The organism is Ruegeria conchae (genome assembly GCF_000192475.1).
GTDB classification, from domain to species: Bacteria; Pseudomonadota; Alphaproteobacteria; order Rhodobacterales; family Rhodobacteraceae; genus Ruegeria; species Ruegeria conchae.
Map to the genome: position 1 here is coordinate 41,816 of NZ_AEYW01000024.1, position 17,435 is coordinate 59,250.

Genomic DNA, 17,435 nt, shown 5'->3' on the forward strand with positions numbered 1-17,435 from the left:
CCCAACAGATGCTAGACGACAGGAGGCAATGTTGGATACCGGTATCGAGAAGAGCGAAACGCTCCGCGACACCGTGCGTGCATTTGTTGAACGCAAGGCTGTGACCAACACCATTCTTGGCGTGATCATTTTCAATGCGATCACGCTGGGATTGTCGACTTCGGCGTCTATACAGGCCAGTGTTGGCCATCTCTTGACCACGTTTGACAGCATCGTCCTAGGTGTTTTCGTAGCCGAGTTGCTGCTGAAATTTTATGCTTACCGGCTGAGTTTCTTCAGAAATGCATGGAACATCTTTGATCTTGTGGTCGTAACACTGGGCCTGTTGCCCAATCGCGATGGCCTTTCGGCCTTGCGAGGGCTGCGGGTCATTCGCGCCATGCGCCTTTTGTCAGTCATTCCGCAAATGCGCGCTGTGGTACAGGCGTTGCTTGATGCGTTGCCGGGCATGGGCGCAGTGATCATCATGATCTCGATCGTGTTCTATGTCTTTGCTGTCATGGCTACGCTGATGTATGGCCCCGATTTTCCCGAATGGTTCGGCACGCTGGGCCGGTCTTTGTATTCGCTGTTCCAGATCATGACGCTGGAAAGCTGGTCGATGGGCATCGTGCGTCCCGTGATGGAAACACATCCAACTGCGTGGTTATTCTTTGTCCCATTTATAGTCATAACTGCGTTCTCAGTGTTGAACCTGTTCATTGGTCTACTGGTCAATACGATGCAGTCAGCGGTCGAAGACGAGTCGGTCGAAGAGTTTTCGCATCTTCGTGAACTGGTACGCAGCGAAACGGACATAGTTGATGATCGCGTTAAGGAACTGCTGGTCGAAGTGAAAGCGTTGCGTCGCGAAGTTGCGGAGTTGAAAGGGCAGGGCGATGACTGACAGTTCTCAGAAATTCATTGCACGCAACAGGGCGCCGCGGGTTCAGATCGAATACGATGTCGAATTGTACGGGGCCGAGAAAAAGGTTCAGCTACCGTTCGTGATGGGAGTTCTGAGTGATCTGTCCGGGAAGTCTAAGGCCGAAGCCGTCTCGATTTCTGACCGCAAATTTCTCGAGATCGACGTCGACAATTTCGATGAACGCATGAAGGCGATGGCTCCTCGTGTTGCGTTTTCGGTGCCCAATACTCTGACCGGTGATGGCAATCTGTCGGTGGACCTGACATTTGAGAAGATGGGTGATTTCAACCCGGCTCAGATCGCGGCCAAGATTGAACCCCTGCAGAAACTACTGGACGCGCGCACTCAGCTAGCCACGCTTATGGCCTATATGGACGGCAAGGCCGGAGCCGAGGCGTTGATCGAAAAGATTTTGGCCGATCCTGCACTGTTGGCGACGCTGGCAAGCGGCCCGGTAGAAGATCCTGACCCAGCGTCGACACTGGATGCATTGCGGGAGTTGGCCCCCGAAGACGCCCCCGACGATCACTCGGTGGCCGAGGCATTGGCGACGCTGCCCCAAACCGAGGTCGTCGAACAACCGGATGAGACGTCAGACGTCTTATCGAACCTATCTGTCAACGCTCCCGAAGACCCGCCTGAGGATACGTCCCTGGACGACGCTTTGGCTTCATTACCGGAAGCGATTGCAAGCGACGACGAAACCGACATGACCGCTGGCGTGCTGTCTGATCTGGCCGGTGCAGCCCCCGAAGAGGCCGTAGAAGATACTTCGGTCGAAAACGTCTTGTTTTCAGTTCCAGACGTGGCAGAGGACGAGGCGCAAGATGAGGCAACAGGCATTTTGTCCGACCTCGCAGATCAGGCCACAGATGCTGTTGCCGAGGACAATTCCCTAGAAGAGGCGCTATCGTCCCTCCCAGAGACAGAAGAAACAACCGAAACCGATTATTCCGAAATCCTGTCCGACCTTGCCGAAGCAGAGCCGGAGGTCGAGTCTGAAGACAGTAGTGTTGATGATCTGCTTGGTGAACTTGCCGAAATGTCGCCGGTTGAGGACACCGCCGAGGATAGTTTAGACAGCGATGCTCTGGCGTCGCTGCCTGATGTTGCCGAAGCCGAGGACATCGACGACAGCAGTGACATCCTGTCCGATCTCGCTGATGCTGCGCCAGATGATGCCCTGGATGACAGCACTGTAGATGGCCTGCTGAGCGACCTCGCGGATTTGGCACCGGATGACGAAGCGCTGGAGGATACCTCCTCAGCAGACGCGTTGGCCTCGCTACCGGTCGTTGAAGAGGCCGATGACGACGACGAGAGTGATGACATACTATCCGACCTTGCCGACGATGCGCCCGAGGAGGACACTGAAGACAGCAGCATCGATGATCTTTTGGGCGATATTGCCGACATGGCACCAGAGGACATGGATCAGGATGATGAATCGGATGATATCCTTGCAGCAATTCCGGACCTCGATAGCGCGGATGACGCAGAAGATTTAGATGATGTTCTCGGCGATCTGGCAGAGAACGTGCCCGAGGAAAGTGCGGACGACGTTGACGATTTGGATGCTTTACTAGGCGATTTGTCAGACAGCGCGACCGAGGAAGAGACCTCGGATGAGGTTGAGCTGGACGATCTGCTCGGAGACCTTGCCTTGGATGACGAGGGTTATGAGGCTACTGCGGAGGAAGCAGACGGAGACGATTTGGACCTGGATGAACTTTTCGAAGATGACTCGTCAGACGATGACAGTCCCGTATCAGAAGGTGAAGACGACAACCTCGATCTGGACGATCTACTAGACAGCGACGCGACCGAAGGAGAAGACGCTTCGAATACTTCTGAGGCGGACCTCGACGACTTGGATTTGGACAGCCTGCTTGGCGATGACGACGCGACCGGCGAAGCGGAAGAAGCTGAAGGTACCGAGACTGATCAGGACGATTTGGATTTAGACAGTCTGCTGGACGACACGGATGAAGAAGATCCTGTGCCTGATGAGCTGGATGACCTCGATCTGGACGATCTGCTAAGCAGCGACGCGTCTGAGGATGATGACGCGGCGGATACATCCGAGGCGGACCTCGACGATTTGGATTTGGACGACCTGTTCGACGATGAAGACTCGTCGGATGACGCATCAGGATCCGAAAGTACCGAGACTGATCTGGACGATCTTGATTTGGACAGTTTGCTGGATGACTCGGATGAAGAAGAGACTATGTCCGATGACGAATCCGAGGGCACCGATAACGAGGTCGCTTCAGAAGGGGCCAAACCGGATGGGGAACCGATGCTCGCTTTTGGTCGGATGAGCGCCGACAGGCCCGATCCTGAACGCTTGAAGCGTAGCCGTTTTCGTATAGCAGTTTTTGGCGATTTCTCGGGCCGTTCTGCGAGGGGCCAGATCGAGACGGGGGACGCCTTGGCCGCGCGCAAACCGATCCTGCTGGATCCGGATACGGTTGAGGATGTGATCGCCGGCTTCGCCACCACCCTTGTGCTGCCTATCGGAAAGGATGGCGCAGGGATTGAGGTGAAACTGAATGAACTCGACGACTTGCATCCCGACGAGCTGTTCGAAAATGTTGAGCTTTTTGAGGGTCTGGCGGGTCTGAAACGCCAGTTGAGTGCCGGAGCAACGGCGGATCACGCGGCAAAACAGCTGACCGCATGGGGAGAGGAATTTGGCCAGGCTGTAATTCCACCGCGCAAGTCTTCGGGTGGCAACACCGTACGAGCTGATCTGAAACTGAGCGATTTTCAGAAGCTGATCGGTGATACCGGCGGTGAATTGGCGCAACCCTCTCCGGTGGACGATCTGTTGAAGCGCGTGGTTGGGCCGCATATCCACAAACTACCCAGTCCCGACGTCGCAGCTATGCAGACTGCGGTAGATGACGCGCTGAGTACGGCGATGCGGCTGGTTCTGCATCATCCCGAATTTCAGTCGGTCGAGGCGCAATGGCGCAGTCTGGATTTGATCGCCCGCAGCGTCGAAGATGACGATACGCTGGATGTGATCCTCTACGATGTATCCGCTGAAGAAATCGCCGCCGATCTGGCAGCCGAAGAGGATTTGGCCCAAACCGGGCTTGTGCGATTGTTGACCGAAGAGCCGCTAGATGAAGAGAACGGACGTGGAGGATATTCCGCGCTGATCGGTCTTTATACTTTCGAGGAGACACCGCCTCATGCAGAACTTCTCGGGCGCGTGGGCCGGGTTGCTGCACATGTGGATGCACCCTTTATCAGCGCTATTACACCCGCCTATCTGGACATCAAGAAAGACGACCGCCACCCATTGGTGGTCAAGGCTTGGGACACGTTCCGCATGATGCCTGAAGCCGGGCATGTCGGGCTTGCTTCGCCACGCTTTCTGCTGCGTCGGCCATACGGGGCCAAGTCCGAACCAATTTATGAGTTTGAATTCGAGGAATTCACCGAGGCTGAAGGATTGCGCGGAATGCTCTGGGCCAATCCAGCGGTGCTAGTGACGATCTTACTTGCACGGTCTTTCAAGCAGAATGGCAAAGCGATGAATTTGGGTTCAGTCATGAGCCTTGGTGGAATGCCTTATCATTTCGTAAACGACCGCTATGGCGATCAGGTGGCTCTGCCCTGCACCGAGCGCAATATCAGTTTGGACAAGCACGAACATTCGGTTCAGCGCGGTTATATGCCCCTACTGTCTGTCAAAGGGCGGGATGAGATCAGGCTGGGATCGTTCAACTCGGTTGCTGGTCAGGAGTTGCTAGGGCCGTGGTCAGGCGTCCCGGCTCCGGCGCCATCACCGGATGTGCCGGATGAGCCCGAGGCGGAAGAGGCGGTCTCGGACGATGAGTTTGATATGGATGATCTGGGTCTGGACGATGATTCCGATCCAGATCTTGACCTCGGCGATGACGACACATCGGATCTGGATGACGATGGCTTCGACCTGGATATTGAGGACGATGACGCTGGCGGTCTGGATGATTTTCTCTCGGCATTTGATGATGATGCGGGGGATGACGGGGATGAAGATGAAATGGACCCGGAACTGGCGGCTTTGCTGGCCGATCTGTAACGGCGTGTCGAACGAGATTTGGAAGGAACGGTAAATGGCGCAAGGTATGCAAAGTAAAGAGTGGCCCCTTCGGATCACCGGCTCATACAGCTATGGCGAAGACGAGCTAGTCATCCGGCGGGCGATTGTGACGGAAAAGCTGGGCGAGCTAACGGACATTCAGGTCGAGGTTCTGTCGCCGGACAAGTCCATCGCGCTGGACAAGCTGCTGGGCAAGATCATGACCATCCACATGGCCGCCGCCAAGGGGGCCGAGCGCAAGTTCACCGGCACGATTGTTCGCGTTGAACGGCTGGCACTGCGGGATGGCTTTGTACAATTGCTGGCAGAATTGCGACCCTGGTTCTGGATGCTGGATCAGACCACCGACAGCCGCATTTTCCAGAACATGACCGCCGTGCAGATCATCGAAAAAATCTTCGGCGAGTACGCGTTCTCGGACTTCAAAAAGAGTCTGAGCGCCAGTTATCAGCAGCGGGAATACTGCGTGCAGTACCGGGAAACCGACTTCGATTTCATCTCGCGTCTGATGCAGGAAGAGGGCATCTATTATTATTTCGACTACGCGAATGCCGAGCGTAAGCTGGAAACGCTCGTGCTGTGCGACGATGTTTCCGCGCACAAGCCCATCGAAGGCATATCGACGGTCGAATATCGTCCAGGCGATGACTATAAACAGCGCCTGCCGGATTGCGTGTCAGAATGGGCTAGCTCGCAAGAGGTCGTACCGGGCGTCGTGTCGCTGCGGGATTTCGATTTCAACACGCCGAACGCCAAGCTGGATGTGCGGGCGAACACAAAGACCAAGGCTACGCATAACTACAAAAGCTATGAGCTGTACGATGCACCCGGACATTATTATAAGGAAACCAAGCTCGGCACGACCCGTGCTCAGGTGCGCATGGAGGCCGAAGATGCCCGGTTCGACCGCCGCCGGGGCCGCGCCTCAGTCCGGGCGATGGAGGTGGGCAAAACCTTCACGTTGAAGGAACATCCCGAAAAGGCCCAGAACGATGATTTCCTGATCACCGGGGCTACCTATTACCTGCAGACGACCGAGGGTTACGGGTTCGAGAAGAACTCACAAGACCTTGATACCGGCGCGCTGGAATTCCCCGATGATGGCGGCGAGATGTTCATGGTCGAGTTCGAGGCGCAGCCGAAATCAGTCAAATACCGCTCGCCCCTGACCGCGCCATGGCCCGAGATTTCGGGGCTGCATACCGCCATTGTGACTGGCAAAAGCGGCGAGGAAATCTGGACCGACAAGCACGGGCGCATCAAAGTGCAGTTCCACTGGGATCGCGAAGGCAAGAAAGACGAGAACACGACTTGCTGGGTGCGTGTCGTCACGCCGTGGTCCGGCAAGAACTGGGGGATGGTCAGCATTCCCCGCATTGGTCAGGAGGTGGTGATCCAGTTCGAAGAGGGCGATCCGGACCGGCCGATCTGTACCGGCATGCTGTACAACGCGGACACCATGCCGCCCTATGCGCTGCCTGCCAATCAGACGCAGACCGGGATCAAGACGCGGTCCTCGAAAGGTGGCAGCGCCGAGATGTTCAACGAGCTGATGTTCGAGGACAAAAAGGGCGAAGAACTGGTGCGTTTTCAGGCGCAGAAGGATCATGAAAAGCTGGTCAAGAACATGTCCACCATTACCGTTGGTTATGACAAGCTGGACAAAGGCGGCAACGGCGGCGACGGCTGTCTGAGCCAGGTGGTCAAGAAGAACGTGGATGAAACGATCAAAGAGGGCGACCATACTTTCAAGATTGAAACCGGCAGCCAGACGGTCGAAATCAAGACCGACCAAACCGAAACGGTCGAGGGCAAGTCCACCCGCACCGTGACCGGCAACAACACCGAAACGATCAAGACCGGGAACAAGACAACCACGGTGAACACCGGCAATATTCAGGTCGATGCCAAATCGGGCAAGATTACCGTCACCGCAATGCAGTCGATTGAACTGAAAGTGGGCGGGTCATCGATCAAGCTGGATCCGACAAGCATTACAATCAAGAGTACGATGATCAAGGTTCAGGCGAATGCCAAACTGGATGCAAAGAGCCCGATGACGACTGTGAACGGCGATGCCATGCTGACCCTCAAGGGCGGCCTGACAATGATCAACTAGGGGGCTGACCGATGAGTGAACGATTTGCAGATATGGTCAAGGTCCCGCAGGTACCCGCCGCCCGCATGTTGGCCGACGCCAACGCGCGGCTCAGTGTTGAACTTGATGCCCCGGCCAGCGCTGCAGTGGATGTTGTTCTGGCTGAATTGGATAAAAAGGAAGCTTACATTGATGTACTGCGTCTGTTGGGTGTTGCGCTGCCGCCACGGGAGCGCGTGTGGTGGTCTTGCCTGGCCGCGCGCGATTACATCGGCAAAGCGCCGGACAACAATACCCGCGCTTTAGCTGCATCCGAGGAATGGGTGTTTCGCCCAACGCCCGAAAACCGGCAAAAAGCGGGGGAAACCATTGATCTGGCCGACCCGGATGACGAAACCGTGAATTGTGCCATTGGCGTGCTCTATTCAGATGGTACGCTGGGAACCGGCGATTTAGCGACTATGCCAGCCCCGCTCGGGGCGGCGGAAATCGTGGCCTTTGCAATGAATGTTGTTGCGATGGACAATCACGAAGGCGATTTTGATGCCTACCTACAGTTGCTGATTGATCGCGGCGTCGATATTGCTCGGGGTGGGAATGGTAGTCTGGACCGCGACGGTGCCGGTTCAGAGACGGAGGAATAAACATGGGATTTCCACAGGCCCGTGTAACTGATCTGCACGCATGCACGCTGCCGGCACCGCCGCCAGCGCCTCCTCCTCCTGCGCCGGTACCGATGCCGATCATGCCACCTTGTTGTCCAACCGTTCTGGTTTCAAAACTGCCAGCGGCACGTGTGACAGATTTGGCGACACCTGCATTTCCGCATCCTATATTGAAAGGATCGGCGACGGTGTTGATTGGCAAGCTTCCGGCGGCGCGGGTGATGGATACTTGCGCCTGCGGTGGTCCGATCCTGCCGCCTTGCTGCCCCACCGTTCTGGTTGGAGGATGAAGACAAACGAATGACGGTCACACTAAAATTTCAATCCACCGGCATAGTGCCGGGCGACGGGCGCCCGGTGTCGATGCAGGGGGGTTCTTTGACCGTGGGGCGTGGACCGGCCAATGACCTTGTCCTCCCCGACCCTGAGCGAACGCTCAGCAAGAACCATTTTGTCATCGAAGATCACAATGGCAACGTCGTGATTGTGGACTTGTCGACCAACGGCACTTTTCTCAACTACTCTAAGATTGCCCTGGGCCGGACGCCCACACCGCTGAACAATGGCGATGTGCTGACGGCAGGTGGGTATGAAATGGTGGTCGAAATCGGCGCCGACCTGCCGTCGTTCGAAGAGATGATTCCTCAGCCGATGCAACAGGATCGAGTCTCGCCGGGGCAGTCGCAAAATGCGCCTGACCCGTTGGCTCTGCTGGACGATTCGGGGCCGGGCGGGGATTTCCTTGATGAATTGTTGGGGGGTGACGCGCCGAAAGGGCCGGGCCAAATTTCGACGCCTGACCCGATGGATGAGCTGTTGCCGCCTTTGGATGATGACGACCCATTTTTTGCGAAACCAAAAGATGCGCATCAGGAAATGGGGGCCAGCGATCCGATGCACAATCCGTCAGCCTCGGATGCGTTTTCGGCTCCAAGCAGTGGCGCAAATCTGATCCCGGATGATTGGGATGATGACCTGCTTTCGCCACAAGGCGCGTCACCCACAGACCCTTTCGGGGGAGCACCACAAAACCCGGCTCCGCCGCCAACTAAACCGACACCGGGTGGGCAGGCTGCTGCACCACCACCGATCTCCAAACCCGAAGCTGCATCTTCCGAACCTGCGCCGGAGCAAGCAAAAGTGGACGTACAGGCCGCTATGCCTGTCGCGACTGGGGATCAGGCGGCGGCACGCGCTTTGCTTGAGGCGCTTGAGGTGGATGATCTGCGCATTGACGATGCTGATCTGCCCGCAACGATGGGCCGGTTGGGCCGTGTGCTGCGAACGATGATTGTTGGTCTGCGCGAGATCCTGATGACGCGCACCTCGATCAAGTCTGAATTCCGGATCGATCAGACGATGATCAGCGCAGGTGGGAATAACCCGTTAAAGTTTTCGATCAGCCCGGAGCAGGCAATCGAAGCGCTCGTGAAACCTCGTGTCAAAGGCTATCTGGCTTCGGAAGAAGCGACCGAGGAGGCGCTGAATGACATTAAGGCGCATGAGATCGCCATGGTGACAGGCATGGAGGCGGCATTGAAAGGCGTGCTGTCTCGTCTTGATCCCGAAGTTTTGGCCGGAAAAATTGAAGGGTCTGGCAAACTTGGGTCACTTTTCAAGGGTAAGAAGACTCAATATTGGGAAGTCTATGAGAAGATGTACGCGGAGATTTCGGATCAGGCAGAGAATGATTTCCACGATCTATTCAGCCGCGAGTTCGCACGTGCCTATAAGGAACAGCTGGAGAAGCTGAAGTAACGTCCAGCTTGGGCGCGATAACAAGGGAGGGCAGCCATTGTCCTGGGACAGCAAGGTGCTATGGACCGAAGGGTTGTTTCTGCAGCCCCATCATTTCCAGCAGGCCGACAGATATACTGAGGCTCTGGTGGCCGGGCTGGCGCGTAGAATGACGCCCTATGCCTGGGGTATGAGTGCGCTTGAGATTGATGACGAAGTACTCAAGGTCGGTCAGATCGCGCTCAAGTCTTGCGCGGGTCTGACATCGGATGGGCAGGTGTTTCGCGTCCCGCAGGCCGAAGATCATCCACCGGCGCTGGAAGTGCCCGAGTCGATCAAGGATTGCGTGGTATATTTGACGGTTCCGCAAAGGCGGCAAGGCGCGTCCGAAGTAGACCTGAGCGGGGCTGAACAGTCGGTTAGCCGTCTGCGCCCGGCAGAGCAGGAAATCACGGATGTGATGAGCCAGCAAAAGAAGCCGGTGACCCTTGGTGTTGGCAAGCTGCGCCTGCAGTTTGCACTGGCTGTTGACGATTTGGCCGACAAGCTTGCCATTCCGATTGCCCGGATCATTGAAGTGCGTCCGGACAAAGAAATCATAATGGACCGTGGCTTTATCCCCTCGGTTATGGATGTTCGCGCGGCTCCGGCACTGGCGGGCTTCATGAACGAACTTGAAGGTATGCTGTCACACAGGATGCAGGCCTTGGCCGGAAGATTGTCTGAAGGCGGTCCTGCCAAGGGTGCTGCCGAGATATCGGATTTCTTGTTGTTGATGGTGATAAACCGAAACTTGCCTCTTGTTCGCCATTTCGCAAATATCGAAAACGTGCATCCCGAACATGTTTATCGCGTCTGTGCCGCGCTGGCTGGAGAGCTTGCGACATTTATGAGTGCCGAAAAGGAAGCCGTGCAGTTTCCAGCTTATCAGCATGACAATCTGACCGAGTCTTTTGCGCCAGTGATCCGCGTTCTGCGCCAGTACCTGAGCTCGGTTTTGGAGCAGACGGCGATCTCGATCCCGCTGGAGCCACGGAAATACGGCATAAGCGTAGGCGTAATAGCCGACCGCAAGTTGATCGGAAATGCGGGGTTCGTTCTGGCCGTCAATGCCGATATCCCAGCCGAGGATGTACGGAGGCATTTTGCAGGCCAGGCCAAGACCGGGCCAGTCGAGGAAATCCGTCAGTTGGTGAACTCGGCCTTACCGGGAATCACGCTGCGCCCGCTCCCTGTTGCTCCGCGTCAAATTCCGTATCATTCGGGAGTGGTGTACTTCGAACTGGACGCCGCCAGCCCGTATTGGAGCAAAATGACTACCTCCGGTGGGATCGCGGTGCACGTGTCAGGACAGTACCCAGGTCTGCAGATGGAGCTTTGGGCGATCCGCAATCAGTAGGCGTTCGTTTGAAAGACGAGGCCTAGAGAGGTTGCCAAAAAACAATTTGATGGGGCTGCCCGCGTGGGTCACAGTAAGATGCGGGGGCCTTGAGGAAGCAGGAAAACGATGTCCGACAACGATCCTTTTGCCGAACCGGACGACACAGACAAGACGGTGATCCGACCTAACCCGGGTGGACGGCGTCAGCCCGGCGGCACGCAGCAGCAGCCTGCCGCGTCTCAGCAACCGGCAGGTTACCCGATGGAGACTCCACCTCAGCAGCCAGCGGCGGGCGGGGCAGAAATTGGCGTGCCACCTGCGCAGGCTTCGCAACCGCGCATGTCACAGGGTGGAACAGGGCAGGTGGCAACCACCGGCATGAACCGCCTGAATGCCTGTGCCTCGCCTTTGTTTTCGCTCATCAGTCGAATTCGCAACCGCGCGCAACACATGGACCCCGACAAGCTTCGCCAAAGCGTGGTAGCTGAAGTGCGCAGTTTCGAGAACGCGGCATTGCAGGCGGGTATCCCAGCCCAGTCAGTAAAGATCGCACGCTATGCGCTCTGCGCCACATTGGACGATGTGGTGTTGAATACACCTTGGGGCGGGCAATCCAGCTGGGCCACGCAGTCTCTGGTCGGGACCTTCCACCGCGAGACGGTTGGTGGCGATCGGTTCTATGATCTTCTGGCGCGGCTGGAACAAGAGCCTGCGAACAACATCGAATTGCTAGAGTTCGTCTACATGTGCCTGTCACTGGGCTTTGAAGGCCGCCTGCGGGTGGAACAGGGAGGTCCGGACAAGCATTTGCAGATTAGGCAAGGTCTTGCGCGGATCATCCGGGCTCAGCGCGGCCCGGTTGAACGCGACCTAGCTCCGCATTGGGAAGGCGAAGACAAGCCATATCGAGCGCTCAGCATGTGGAAACCGGTTTGGATCGCGCTTGGCGTGACGGCCCTTTTGCTGATGATCGAGTTTGGTGGCCTGTCCTACGCGCTGTCTAACAAAACTGAAAATCTTGTAGGACAGATGTCGGTAATTGATGCGGGTCCTGTGACCGAATTGCAGCGTCGTGCACCTCCACCTCCACCGCCTCCACCACAGGCACAGGTGGAAAAGGTCGTGGAATTCCTGAAGCCCGAGATCGACGAAGGATTGGTCGAGGTATTTGAGAAGGGCAATACGCTGGTCATTCGCATCAAAGGCTCGGGCATGTTTGGCTCGGGTTCGGATCATCTGCAGGATAAATTCCGCGAGCCGGTGCGCCGGGTTGCGGTAGCGCTGAACGACGAACCCGGTTCGGTGATCGTGGCTGGGCATTCGGACAACGTGCCGATCCGGTCCTCTCGGTTTCCGTCCAATCTGGCCCTTTCACTGGCTCGGGCCAAATCTGTCATGAACCAGATGGCCGCCGATTTATCCGATCCCAAACGGCTTAGCGCTGAAGGTCGGGCCGACAGTGAACCAATCGCCGACAATTCGACTCGAGAAGGTCGCGCGACCAACCGCCGGATAGAAGTCCTGTTGGTTCAGGAGGAAACCCCATGATTGTCCTCAGATTTCTGAAGTTTGTTTTCCTATCCATCTACACGGTTCTGTTCTTTACCGCGACTGCTCTGTCGCTGAGCTTGTATTTCTTCGGGCCTTTGATCGGATCGGATGAATGGCGCCCGTTGGATGGTGTGGCGGCGCGCCTGATCTGGTGTGGCGTCATATTTGCAATCTTTTTGGCTATCGCGCTGACGGTATTCTTTGTCCGCAGCAGACGCGAAAAGAACCTGACTGAAGAAATCACCGAAGCCGTCAGTGATGGCGGCGATATGATCGACAGCGAGATTTCCGAGCTGCGTGGCAAGTTGAAAACGGCAATGGCGGCGCTGCGTAAGTCCAAGAACGGACGACGCCATCTAAACGAATTGCCGTGGTATGTGATGATTGGCCCGCCAGGCGCAGGCAAGACCACGGCAATCGTGAATTCTGGCCTGAACTTTCCACTGGCCGATGAAATGGGAAAAACAGCGATTGGTGGCGTCGGCGGAACGCGTAATTGCGATTGGTGGTTCACTGAAAATGCTGTTCTTATCGACACTGCGGGGCGGTACACAACGCAAGAAAGTGACGCTGAAGTCGACAATGCGGCCTGGATCGGGTTTCTAGGGTTGCTCAAGAAATACCGTAAACGCCAGCCAATCAATGGCGCGATGATCGCGATTTCGCTTTCGGATCTGTCTCTGCAGGATGAAATAACTCAGAAAGAGCACGCGAAAGCCGTGCGCCGTCGGCTTGAGGAGCTGCGCGAGAAGTTGGGTGTACGCTTTCCGGTCTATATCCTGTTTACCAAAGCTGATCTGATTGCCGGGTTCGCCGAATTCTACGATAATCTGGGCAAGGAAGATCGTGAACAGGTGTGGGGTTTCACGCTGCCATTGGACAAGTCTCGATCCGAGCAATCTCCTGTTGTTGCCTTCGATGAAGAGTTCGCCTTGCTGCTGGGCCGCCTGAACGCCCAATCGCTGGAACGGATGCAGACCGAAACCGACCCACAGCGCCGCGCTCTGGTTGCCGGTTTCCCGATGCAGGTGGCATCCTTCCGGAAGGTTGCGCATGAATTTCTAACCGAGGTTTTCCAGGACAGCCGTTATCAACATCGTCATATGCTGCGCGGTGTGTATTTCACGTCTGGAACGCAGGAAGGGACGCCGATTGACCGGCTGATGCTGGGCATGGCCCGGACCTTCGGGATTGGGCGCCAGGCCATTGGTACGGGGCAGGGTTCAGGGCGCTCGTATTTCCTGACCAGATTGTTTGATCAGGTGATTTTCCGTGAAGCAGGTCTGGTCAGTGCAGATGATAAGGTTGAACGCCGGTACAGGATTACCAAATGGGTTTCGGTCGCCGCGACAGTTATGGCGGCCGTTACGGTCGGCGCTTTGCTTGTGCGCAGCTTCTCGGGAAATTCCGAGCTGATTGCCGAGGCGCAGGAAGGTGTATCCGCCTATCAGGCCGCTGCAGCAACGCTTCCACCCAGTCCGGTGGGAGATACCGATCTTGTACCTGTCGTGCAGGCTTTGAATACGTTGCGCGATCTGCCTGCGAATCCGACACTGTCAGATCCGGACCCGGAAACGCGCCTAACATATGGTCTGTATCAGGGTGACGTGATTGGTACGCAGGCGGCGCAGACCTATCGCGCCGCATTGAACCAACGGTTCCTACCGCGCTTGCTGCTGCGTCTGGAAGAGCAGATGAGTGCGAATATCAACAATCCCGATGTTCTATATGAAGCGCTCAAGGTTTACCTGATGTTGGGCTTGCAGGGTCCGATGAACCCGAACCTCGTCAATGAATGGATGAATATCGATTGGACGGTTTCGTTCCCTGGCCCTTCTCGTGAGGAATTTCGCGCTGACCTGAATGATCACCTTGAAGCTTTGCTGAGTCAGCCGATGCAGGCAGTTGCCTTGAATGGGCCGATGGTGGAACAGATCCAAGGTATTCTATCGGAGCTGCCCTTGGCGCAGCGGGTGTATAATGGGATCATATCCAGCCCAACTGCAACGGCCTTGCCGGAGTGGCGCATTACCGAAGTTGGCGGCCCTGCCGTTGGTCGCGTGCTGGTCCGGTCATCTGGGAAGCCGTTAAATGACGGGATCGAGGGGATTTTCACCTACAAAGGCTTCAACGACGTATTTTTGGGCGAAGCGGTCGGAGTGGCCAAACGGGTACAAAAGGAAAGCTGGGTTCTAGGTCCTCGCGGAGAAGCCGAGCAAACCGAACTGGCCCTCGCGGCGCTTAGCCGAGATGTTCTGGACCTGTACTACAACGACTACATCGCGCGCTATGACGCCATGCTGGGCGATATTGACATCGTTCCTATGGAAAGCCTGAGCCATGCAGTTGAGGTGACCAACGTACTGTCAGGCCCGACGTCGCCTATCGTGAACATCCTAAATTCGATTTCTGACGAGACGAAACTGACAGAAAGCCGTTCAGCCTTGCCCAATACGGATGCGTTGAACGAAGGGTTGTCAAATGCCGCCAGCCTGGAAGTGCAATCCGCAACCTCCGTCCAGACACAAATCCTGCTGGAAGCGCTGGCCAAGTCCAGCGGTGCAACTTCATCAGAGCCGGTGCAAGAACCGGGCCAATATGTCGAAGATAGGTTCTCTTGGTTGCATCAGTTGGTGGAACAGCAACAGGGACAACCCTCGCAGCTTGATCTTCTGATGGGATCGCTGACCGGTGTGTATCAAGAACTGAACAAGATGTCCTTCAGTGGTGTCACTGGCGCGGAATCCGGTCAGGCGTTGCAGCAGTTCCAGCAGGAAGCGGCGCGTATTCCTGGCCCGATGGAACGCTGGGCATTGCAGATCATCGATGGCTCATCGGGAATCACGTCGGACAGCACGCGCGCATCTATTAATGCGCGCTGGCAGGCTAATGTACTGCCCTTCTGCGAACAGGTCGTGACCGATCGTTATCCGTTCAACCGCAGATCGGGCGCGGATGTTGCCATGGGTGATTTCAGCAAGCTGTTTGGCCCGCAAGGTTTGATTGATACGTTCTTCAACGAAAACCTCGCGAAGCATGTGGATATGCGTACCCGGCCGTGGTCTTGGAAAACCAGTGTAAATGAGGCCGATCTGGGGATCAGTCAGGCAGTACTGACCCAGTTTCAGAATGCAGCCGAGATCCGAGAAGCGTTTTTTGCAGCTGGCCCCCAGCCGCGAATACAGTTTCAGATCATGCCCGAAGCGCTGGACCCCAAGGCCAAGGGCGTGAAGCTGGAGATTGACGGTCAGACGCTGGAGTTCCGTCATCGTGGCGGGCTACCGTCACCGATGGCCATTGCCTGGCCGGGTCAGGTTGGGCTGGCGCGCGTTAGCTTTGAACCGGAAAAACGCAACATTGAAAGCGTCTTGTCCAAGGACGGACCGTGGGCCTGGTTCCGCTTACTTGACGCAGCCGAGGTGCGGCGCACAAACGTGTCAGACCGCAAGAAGGTAATCTTCAACGTTGGCGGTCGCATCGCGATTTTCCAGCTGCAATCAGGATCGGTCATCAACCCCTTTGCCTTGCCGGCGCTGCAGAAATTCAGCTGCCCCAAGTCTTTCTGATGCCGAAGGCTGGATTTGGCGCATTCGGGAAGATGCCCTCGGTCGGAGATTTCTTTCGACTCGGGGTAGCACCCGAGTTTGTCCAGCCCTGGGACACCTGGATACAGCACAGCATGCTTGCCGCGTCCGAGTCGCTGGGGCCTGCTTGGGATTCGCATTACATGTCGGCCCCTATCTGGCGCTTCTGCCTTGCCCCAGGCTTGGCAGGTCCGCAGAAAATGCTGGGCGTTCTTATGCCTTCCGTGGACAGAGTAGGGCGACGCTTTCCCCTGACATTGGTTGCAGCGATTTCGAACGAGGGTTCTGCTATTCTATCTCATTTTCGGGCTGCGGAGATTTACGGTCAGCTCGAAGATCTCGCATTGGCTGCGCTCGAGGACGACATGACCCGTGACAAGTTGGCTAAGGAGCTTGAGGCTCTGATCGTTCCAGTGCAGGAGCCAACAGCCCCGGTTCGTGCACAAGGCAACACCTTGGTACTGACGCGCGGAGAAGTATCCGACGGCCTGCTGCCCGATCTTGCTTCGGGATTAGTATCTGATCGTTTTCGGATGCCAACAATTTGGAGCACTGAAATCGGTGGTGTGCCTCGAATGATGGTCTGCGAAGGTTTACCGGAAGGGGCAAACATGCGAGGTTTGTTCAACCTTCACGCTGCAGTCTGGACCGAGGCAAGGCCAATATGAATTCAAGTCACCGCGTTCGGTACAGCGCCCGCAGCCATGTTGGCCTCAAGCGTAAGCTCAATGAAGATGCGGTGCTTGCACTGCCCGAAGAAAACTTGTGGCTGGTTGCGGATGGGATGGGCGGTCACGAGGCGGGTGATTACGCCAGTCGGCTTGTTGCGGATATGGTTGCGGCCATCCCCCCGGGTCTGCCACCATCAGACCGGATGGTCACATTGCGCGATGTGCTTCGGCAGGCCCATGCGGCGATCCGCACCGAGGCCGAGGCACGCGGTGGCGGAACCATCGGCACGACTGTTGCCTGCATGATGTTGGCAAATGGCCATTTTGTTGGGTTGTGGGCCGGAGACAGCCGAATTTATTTGTTGCGGAACAATCAAATTCAGATGCTGACCACCGACCATTCCGTGGTCGCTGATCTCGTTTTAGCCGGTCAGATGAGCTGGGACGAGGCTGAGCAACACCCTCAATCCAACGCCATCAACCGTGCGGTGGGAGTTGGGGATGAGCTGGAATTGGACAAGATCCGTGGCGAAGTTCAACCGGGGGACCGGTTCCTGATATGCTCGGACGGATTAAGCAAATATGCTACTTTTCCGATGCTCGAAAAAGCACTGTCCGAAATGCCGATTGAGACAGTGGCAGATCAGTTGATCCAAATCGCTCTGGATGGGGGTGGCGCAGATAATATCTCGGTGATTGTTGTCGACATTCCCTGAAGGCAAATGATGCCTTCAGGCGTCGC

At 56.3% G+C, this 17,435-nt stretch carries 11 protein-coding genes; all 11 read left to right on the plus strand.

Annotated elements, in window-relative coordinates:
- Positions 1-28: 28 nt before the first annotated feature.
- The 11 genes from G7G_RS0120785 (at position 29) to G7G_RS0120835 (ending at position 17,409) form a co-directional block, all read left to right on the plus strand.
- Positions 29-886 carry an ion transporter gene (locus tag G7G_RS0120785; RefSeq protein WP_010443403.1) on the plus strand — a complete coding sequence of 286 codons (858 nt, stop codon included), beginning with the start codon at positions 29-31 and terminating at the stop codon, positions 884-886.
- Positions 879-4,985, plus strand: coding sequence for a type VI secretion system contractile sheath small subunit (tssB, locus tag G7G_RS24930; RefSeq protein ID WP_010443404.1), 4,107 nt, complete (start codon positions 879-881; stop codon positions 4,983-4,985). Before G7G_RS0120785 ends, tssB begins: the two co-directional genes overlap by 8 nt.
- Before the next feature lie 46 nt (positions 4,986-5,031).
- Entirely contained in the window at positions 5,032-7,125 is a 2,094-nt protein-coding gene (locus tag G7G_RS0120795; protein ID WP_238528849.1) for a type VI secretion system Vgr family protein, read from the plus strand.
- Between the two features lie 11 nt (positions 7,126-7,136).
- Positions 7,137-7,748: a DUF6931 family protein gene (locus tag G7G_RS0120800; RefSeq protein ID WP_010443406.1), complete on the plus strand. Its 612-nt coding sequence runs from the start codon at positions 7,137-7,139 to the stop codon at positions 7,746-7,748.
- A gap of 2 nt (positions 7,749-7,750) precedes the next feature.
- Complete coding sequence (locus G7G_RS0120805; protein WP_010443407.1) at positions 7,751-8,059, plus strand: PAAR domain-containing protein; 309 nt, start codon at positions 7,751-7,753, stop codon at positions 8,057-8,059.
- 10 nt (positions 8,060-8,069) lie between these two features.
- Positions 8,070-9,527, plus strand: a complete 1,458-nt coding sequence (gene tagH / locus G7G_RS0120810; protein WP_010443408.1) for a type VI secretion system-associated FHA domain protein TagH — start codon at positions 8,070-8,072, stop codon at positions 9,525-9,527.
- Positions 9,528-9,564: 37 nt separating this feature from the next.
- A complete protein-coding gene (gene tssK / locus G7G_RS0120815) occupies positions 9,565-10,905 on the plus strand; it encodes a type VI secretion system baseplate subunit TssK (RefSeq protein WP_010443409.1) in 1,341 nt (446 codons plus the stop codon).
- A gap of 108 nt (positions 10,906-11,013) precedes the next feature.
- Positions 11,014-12,435: a type IVB secretion system protein IcmH/DotU gene (icmH, locus tag G7G_RS0120820; RefSeq protein ID WP_010443410.1), complete on the plus strand. Its 1,422-nt coding sequence runs from the start codon at positions 11,014-11,016 to the stop codon at positions 12,433-12,435.
- Positions 12,432-16,004 carry a type VI secretion system membrane subunit TssM gene (tssM, locus tag G7G_RS0120825; protein WP_010443411.1) on the plus strand — a complete coding sequence of 1,191 codons (3,573 nt, stop codon included), beginning with the start codon at positions 12,432-12,434 and terminating at the stop codon, positions 16,002-16,004. The genes icmH and tssM overlap by 4 nt, the downstream gene beginning before the upstream one ends.
- Complete coding sequence (gene tagF / locus G7G_RS23475; RefSeq protein ID WP_010443412.1) at positions 16,004-16,690, plus strand: type VI secretion system-associated protein TagF; 687 nt, start codon at positions 16,004-16,006, stop codon at positions 16,688-16,690. Before tssM ends, tagF begins: the two co-directional genes overlap by 1 nt.
- On the plus strand, positions 16,687-17,409 hold the full coding sequence (locus tag G7G_RS0120835) for a PP2C family protein-serine/threonine phosphatase (RefSeq protein WP_010443413.1): 723 nt from the start codon (positions 16,687-16,689) through the stop codon (positions 17,407-17,409). The genes tagF and G7G_RS0120835 overlap by 4 nt, the downstream gene beginning before the upstream one ends.
- The last annotated feature ends 26 nt before the right edge of the window (positions 17,410-17,435 follow it).

Excerpts from the sequence above, each read along its gene's own strand:
- G7G_RS0120785 (WP_010443403.1), top strand. The coding sequence starts at position 29 with ATGTTGGATACCGGTATCGAGAAGAGCGAAACGCTCCGCGACACCGTG.
- tssB (WP_010443404.1), top strand. The coding sequence starts at position 879 with ATGACTGACAGTTCTCAGAAATTCATTGCACGCAACAGGGCGCCGCGG.
- G7G_RS0120795 (WP_238528849.1), top strand. The coding sequence starts at position 5,032 with ATGCAAAGTAAAGAGTGGCCCCTTCGGATCACCGGCTCATACAGCTAT.
- G7G_RS0120800 (WP_010443406.1), top strand. The coding sequence starts at position 7,137 with ATGAGTGAACGATTTGCAGATATGGTCAAGGTCCCGCAGGTACCCGCC.
- G7G_RS0120805 (WP_010443407.1), top strand. The coding sequence starts at position 7,751 with ATGGGATTTCCACAGGCCCGTGTAACTGATCTGCACGCATGCACGCTG.
- tagH (WP_010443408.1), top strand. The coding sequence starts at position 8,070 with ATGACGGTCACACTAAAATTTCAATCCACCGGCATAGTGCCGGGCGAC.
- icmH (WP_010443410.1), top strand. The coding sequence starts at position 11,014 with ATGTCCGACAACGATCCTTTTGCCGAACCGGACGACACAGACAAGACG.
- tssM (WP_010443411.1), top strand. The coding sequence starts at position 12,432 with ATGATTGTCCTCAGATTTCTGAAGTTTGTTTTCCTATCCATCTACACG.
- tagF (WP_010443412.1), top strand. The coding sequence starts at position 16,004 with ATGCCGAAGGCTGGATTTGGCGCATTCGGGAAGATGCCCTCGGTCGGA.
- G7G_RS0120835 (WP_010443413.1), top strand. The coding sequence starts at position 16,687 with ATGAATTCAAGTCACCGCGTTCGGTACAGCGCCCGCAGCCATGTTGGC.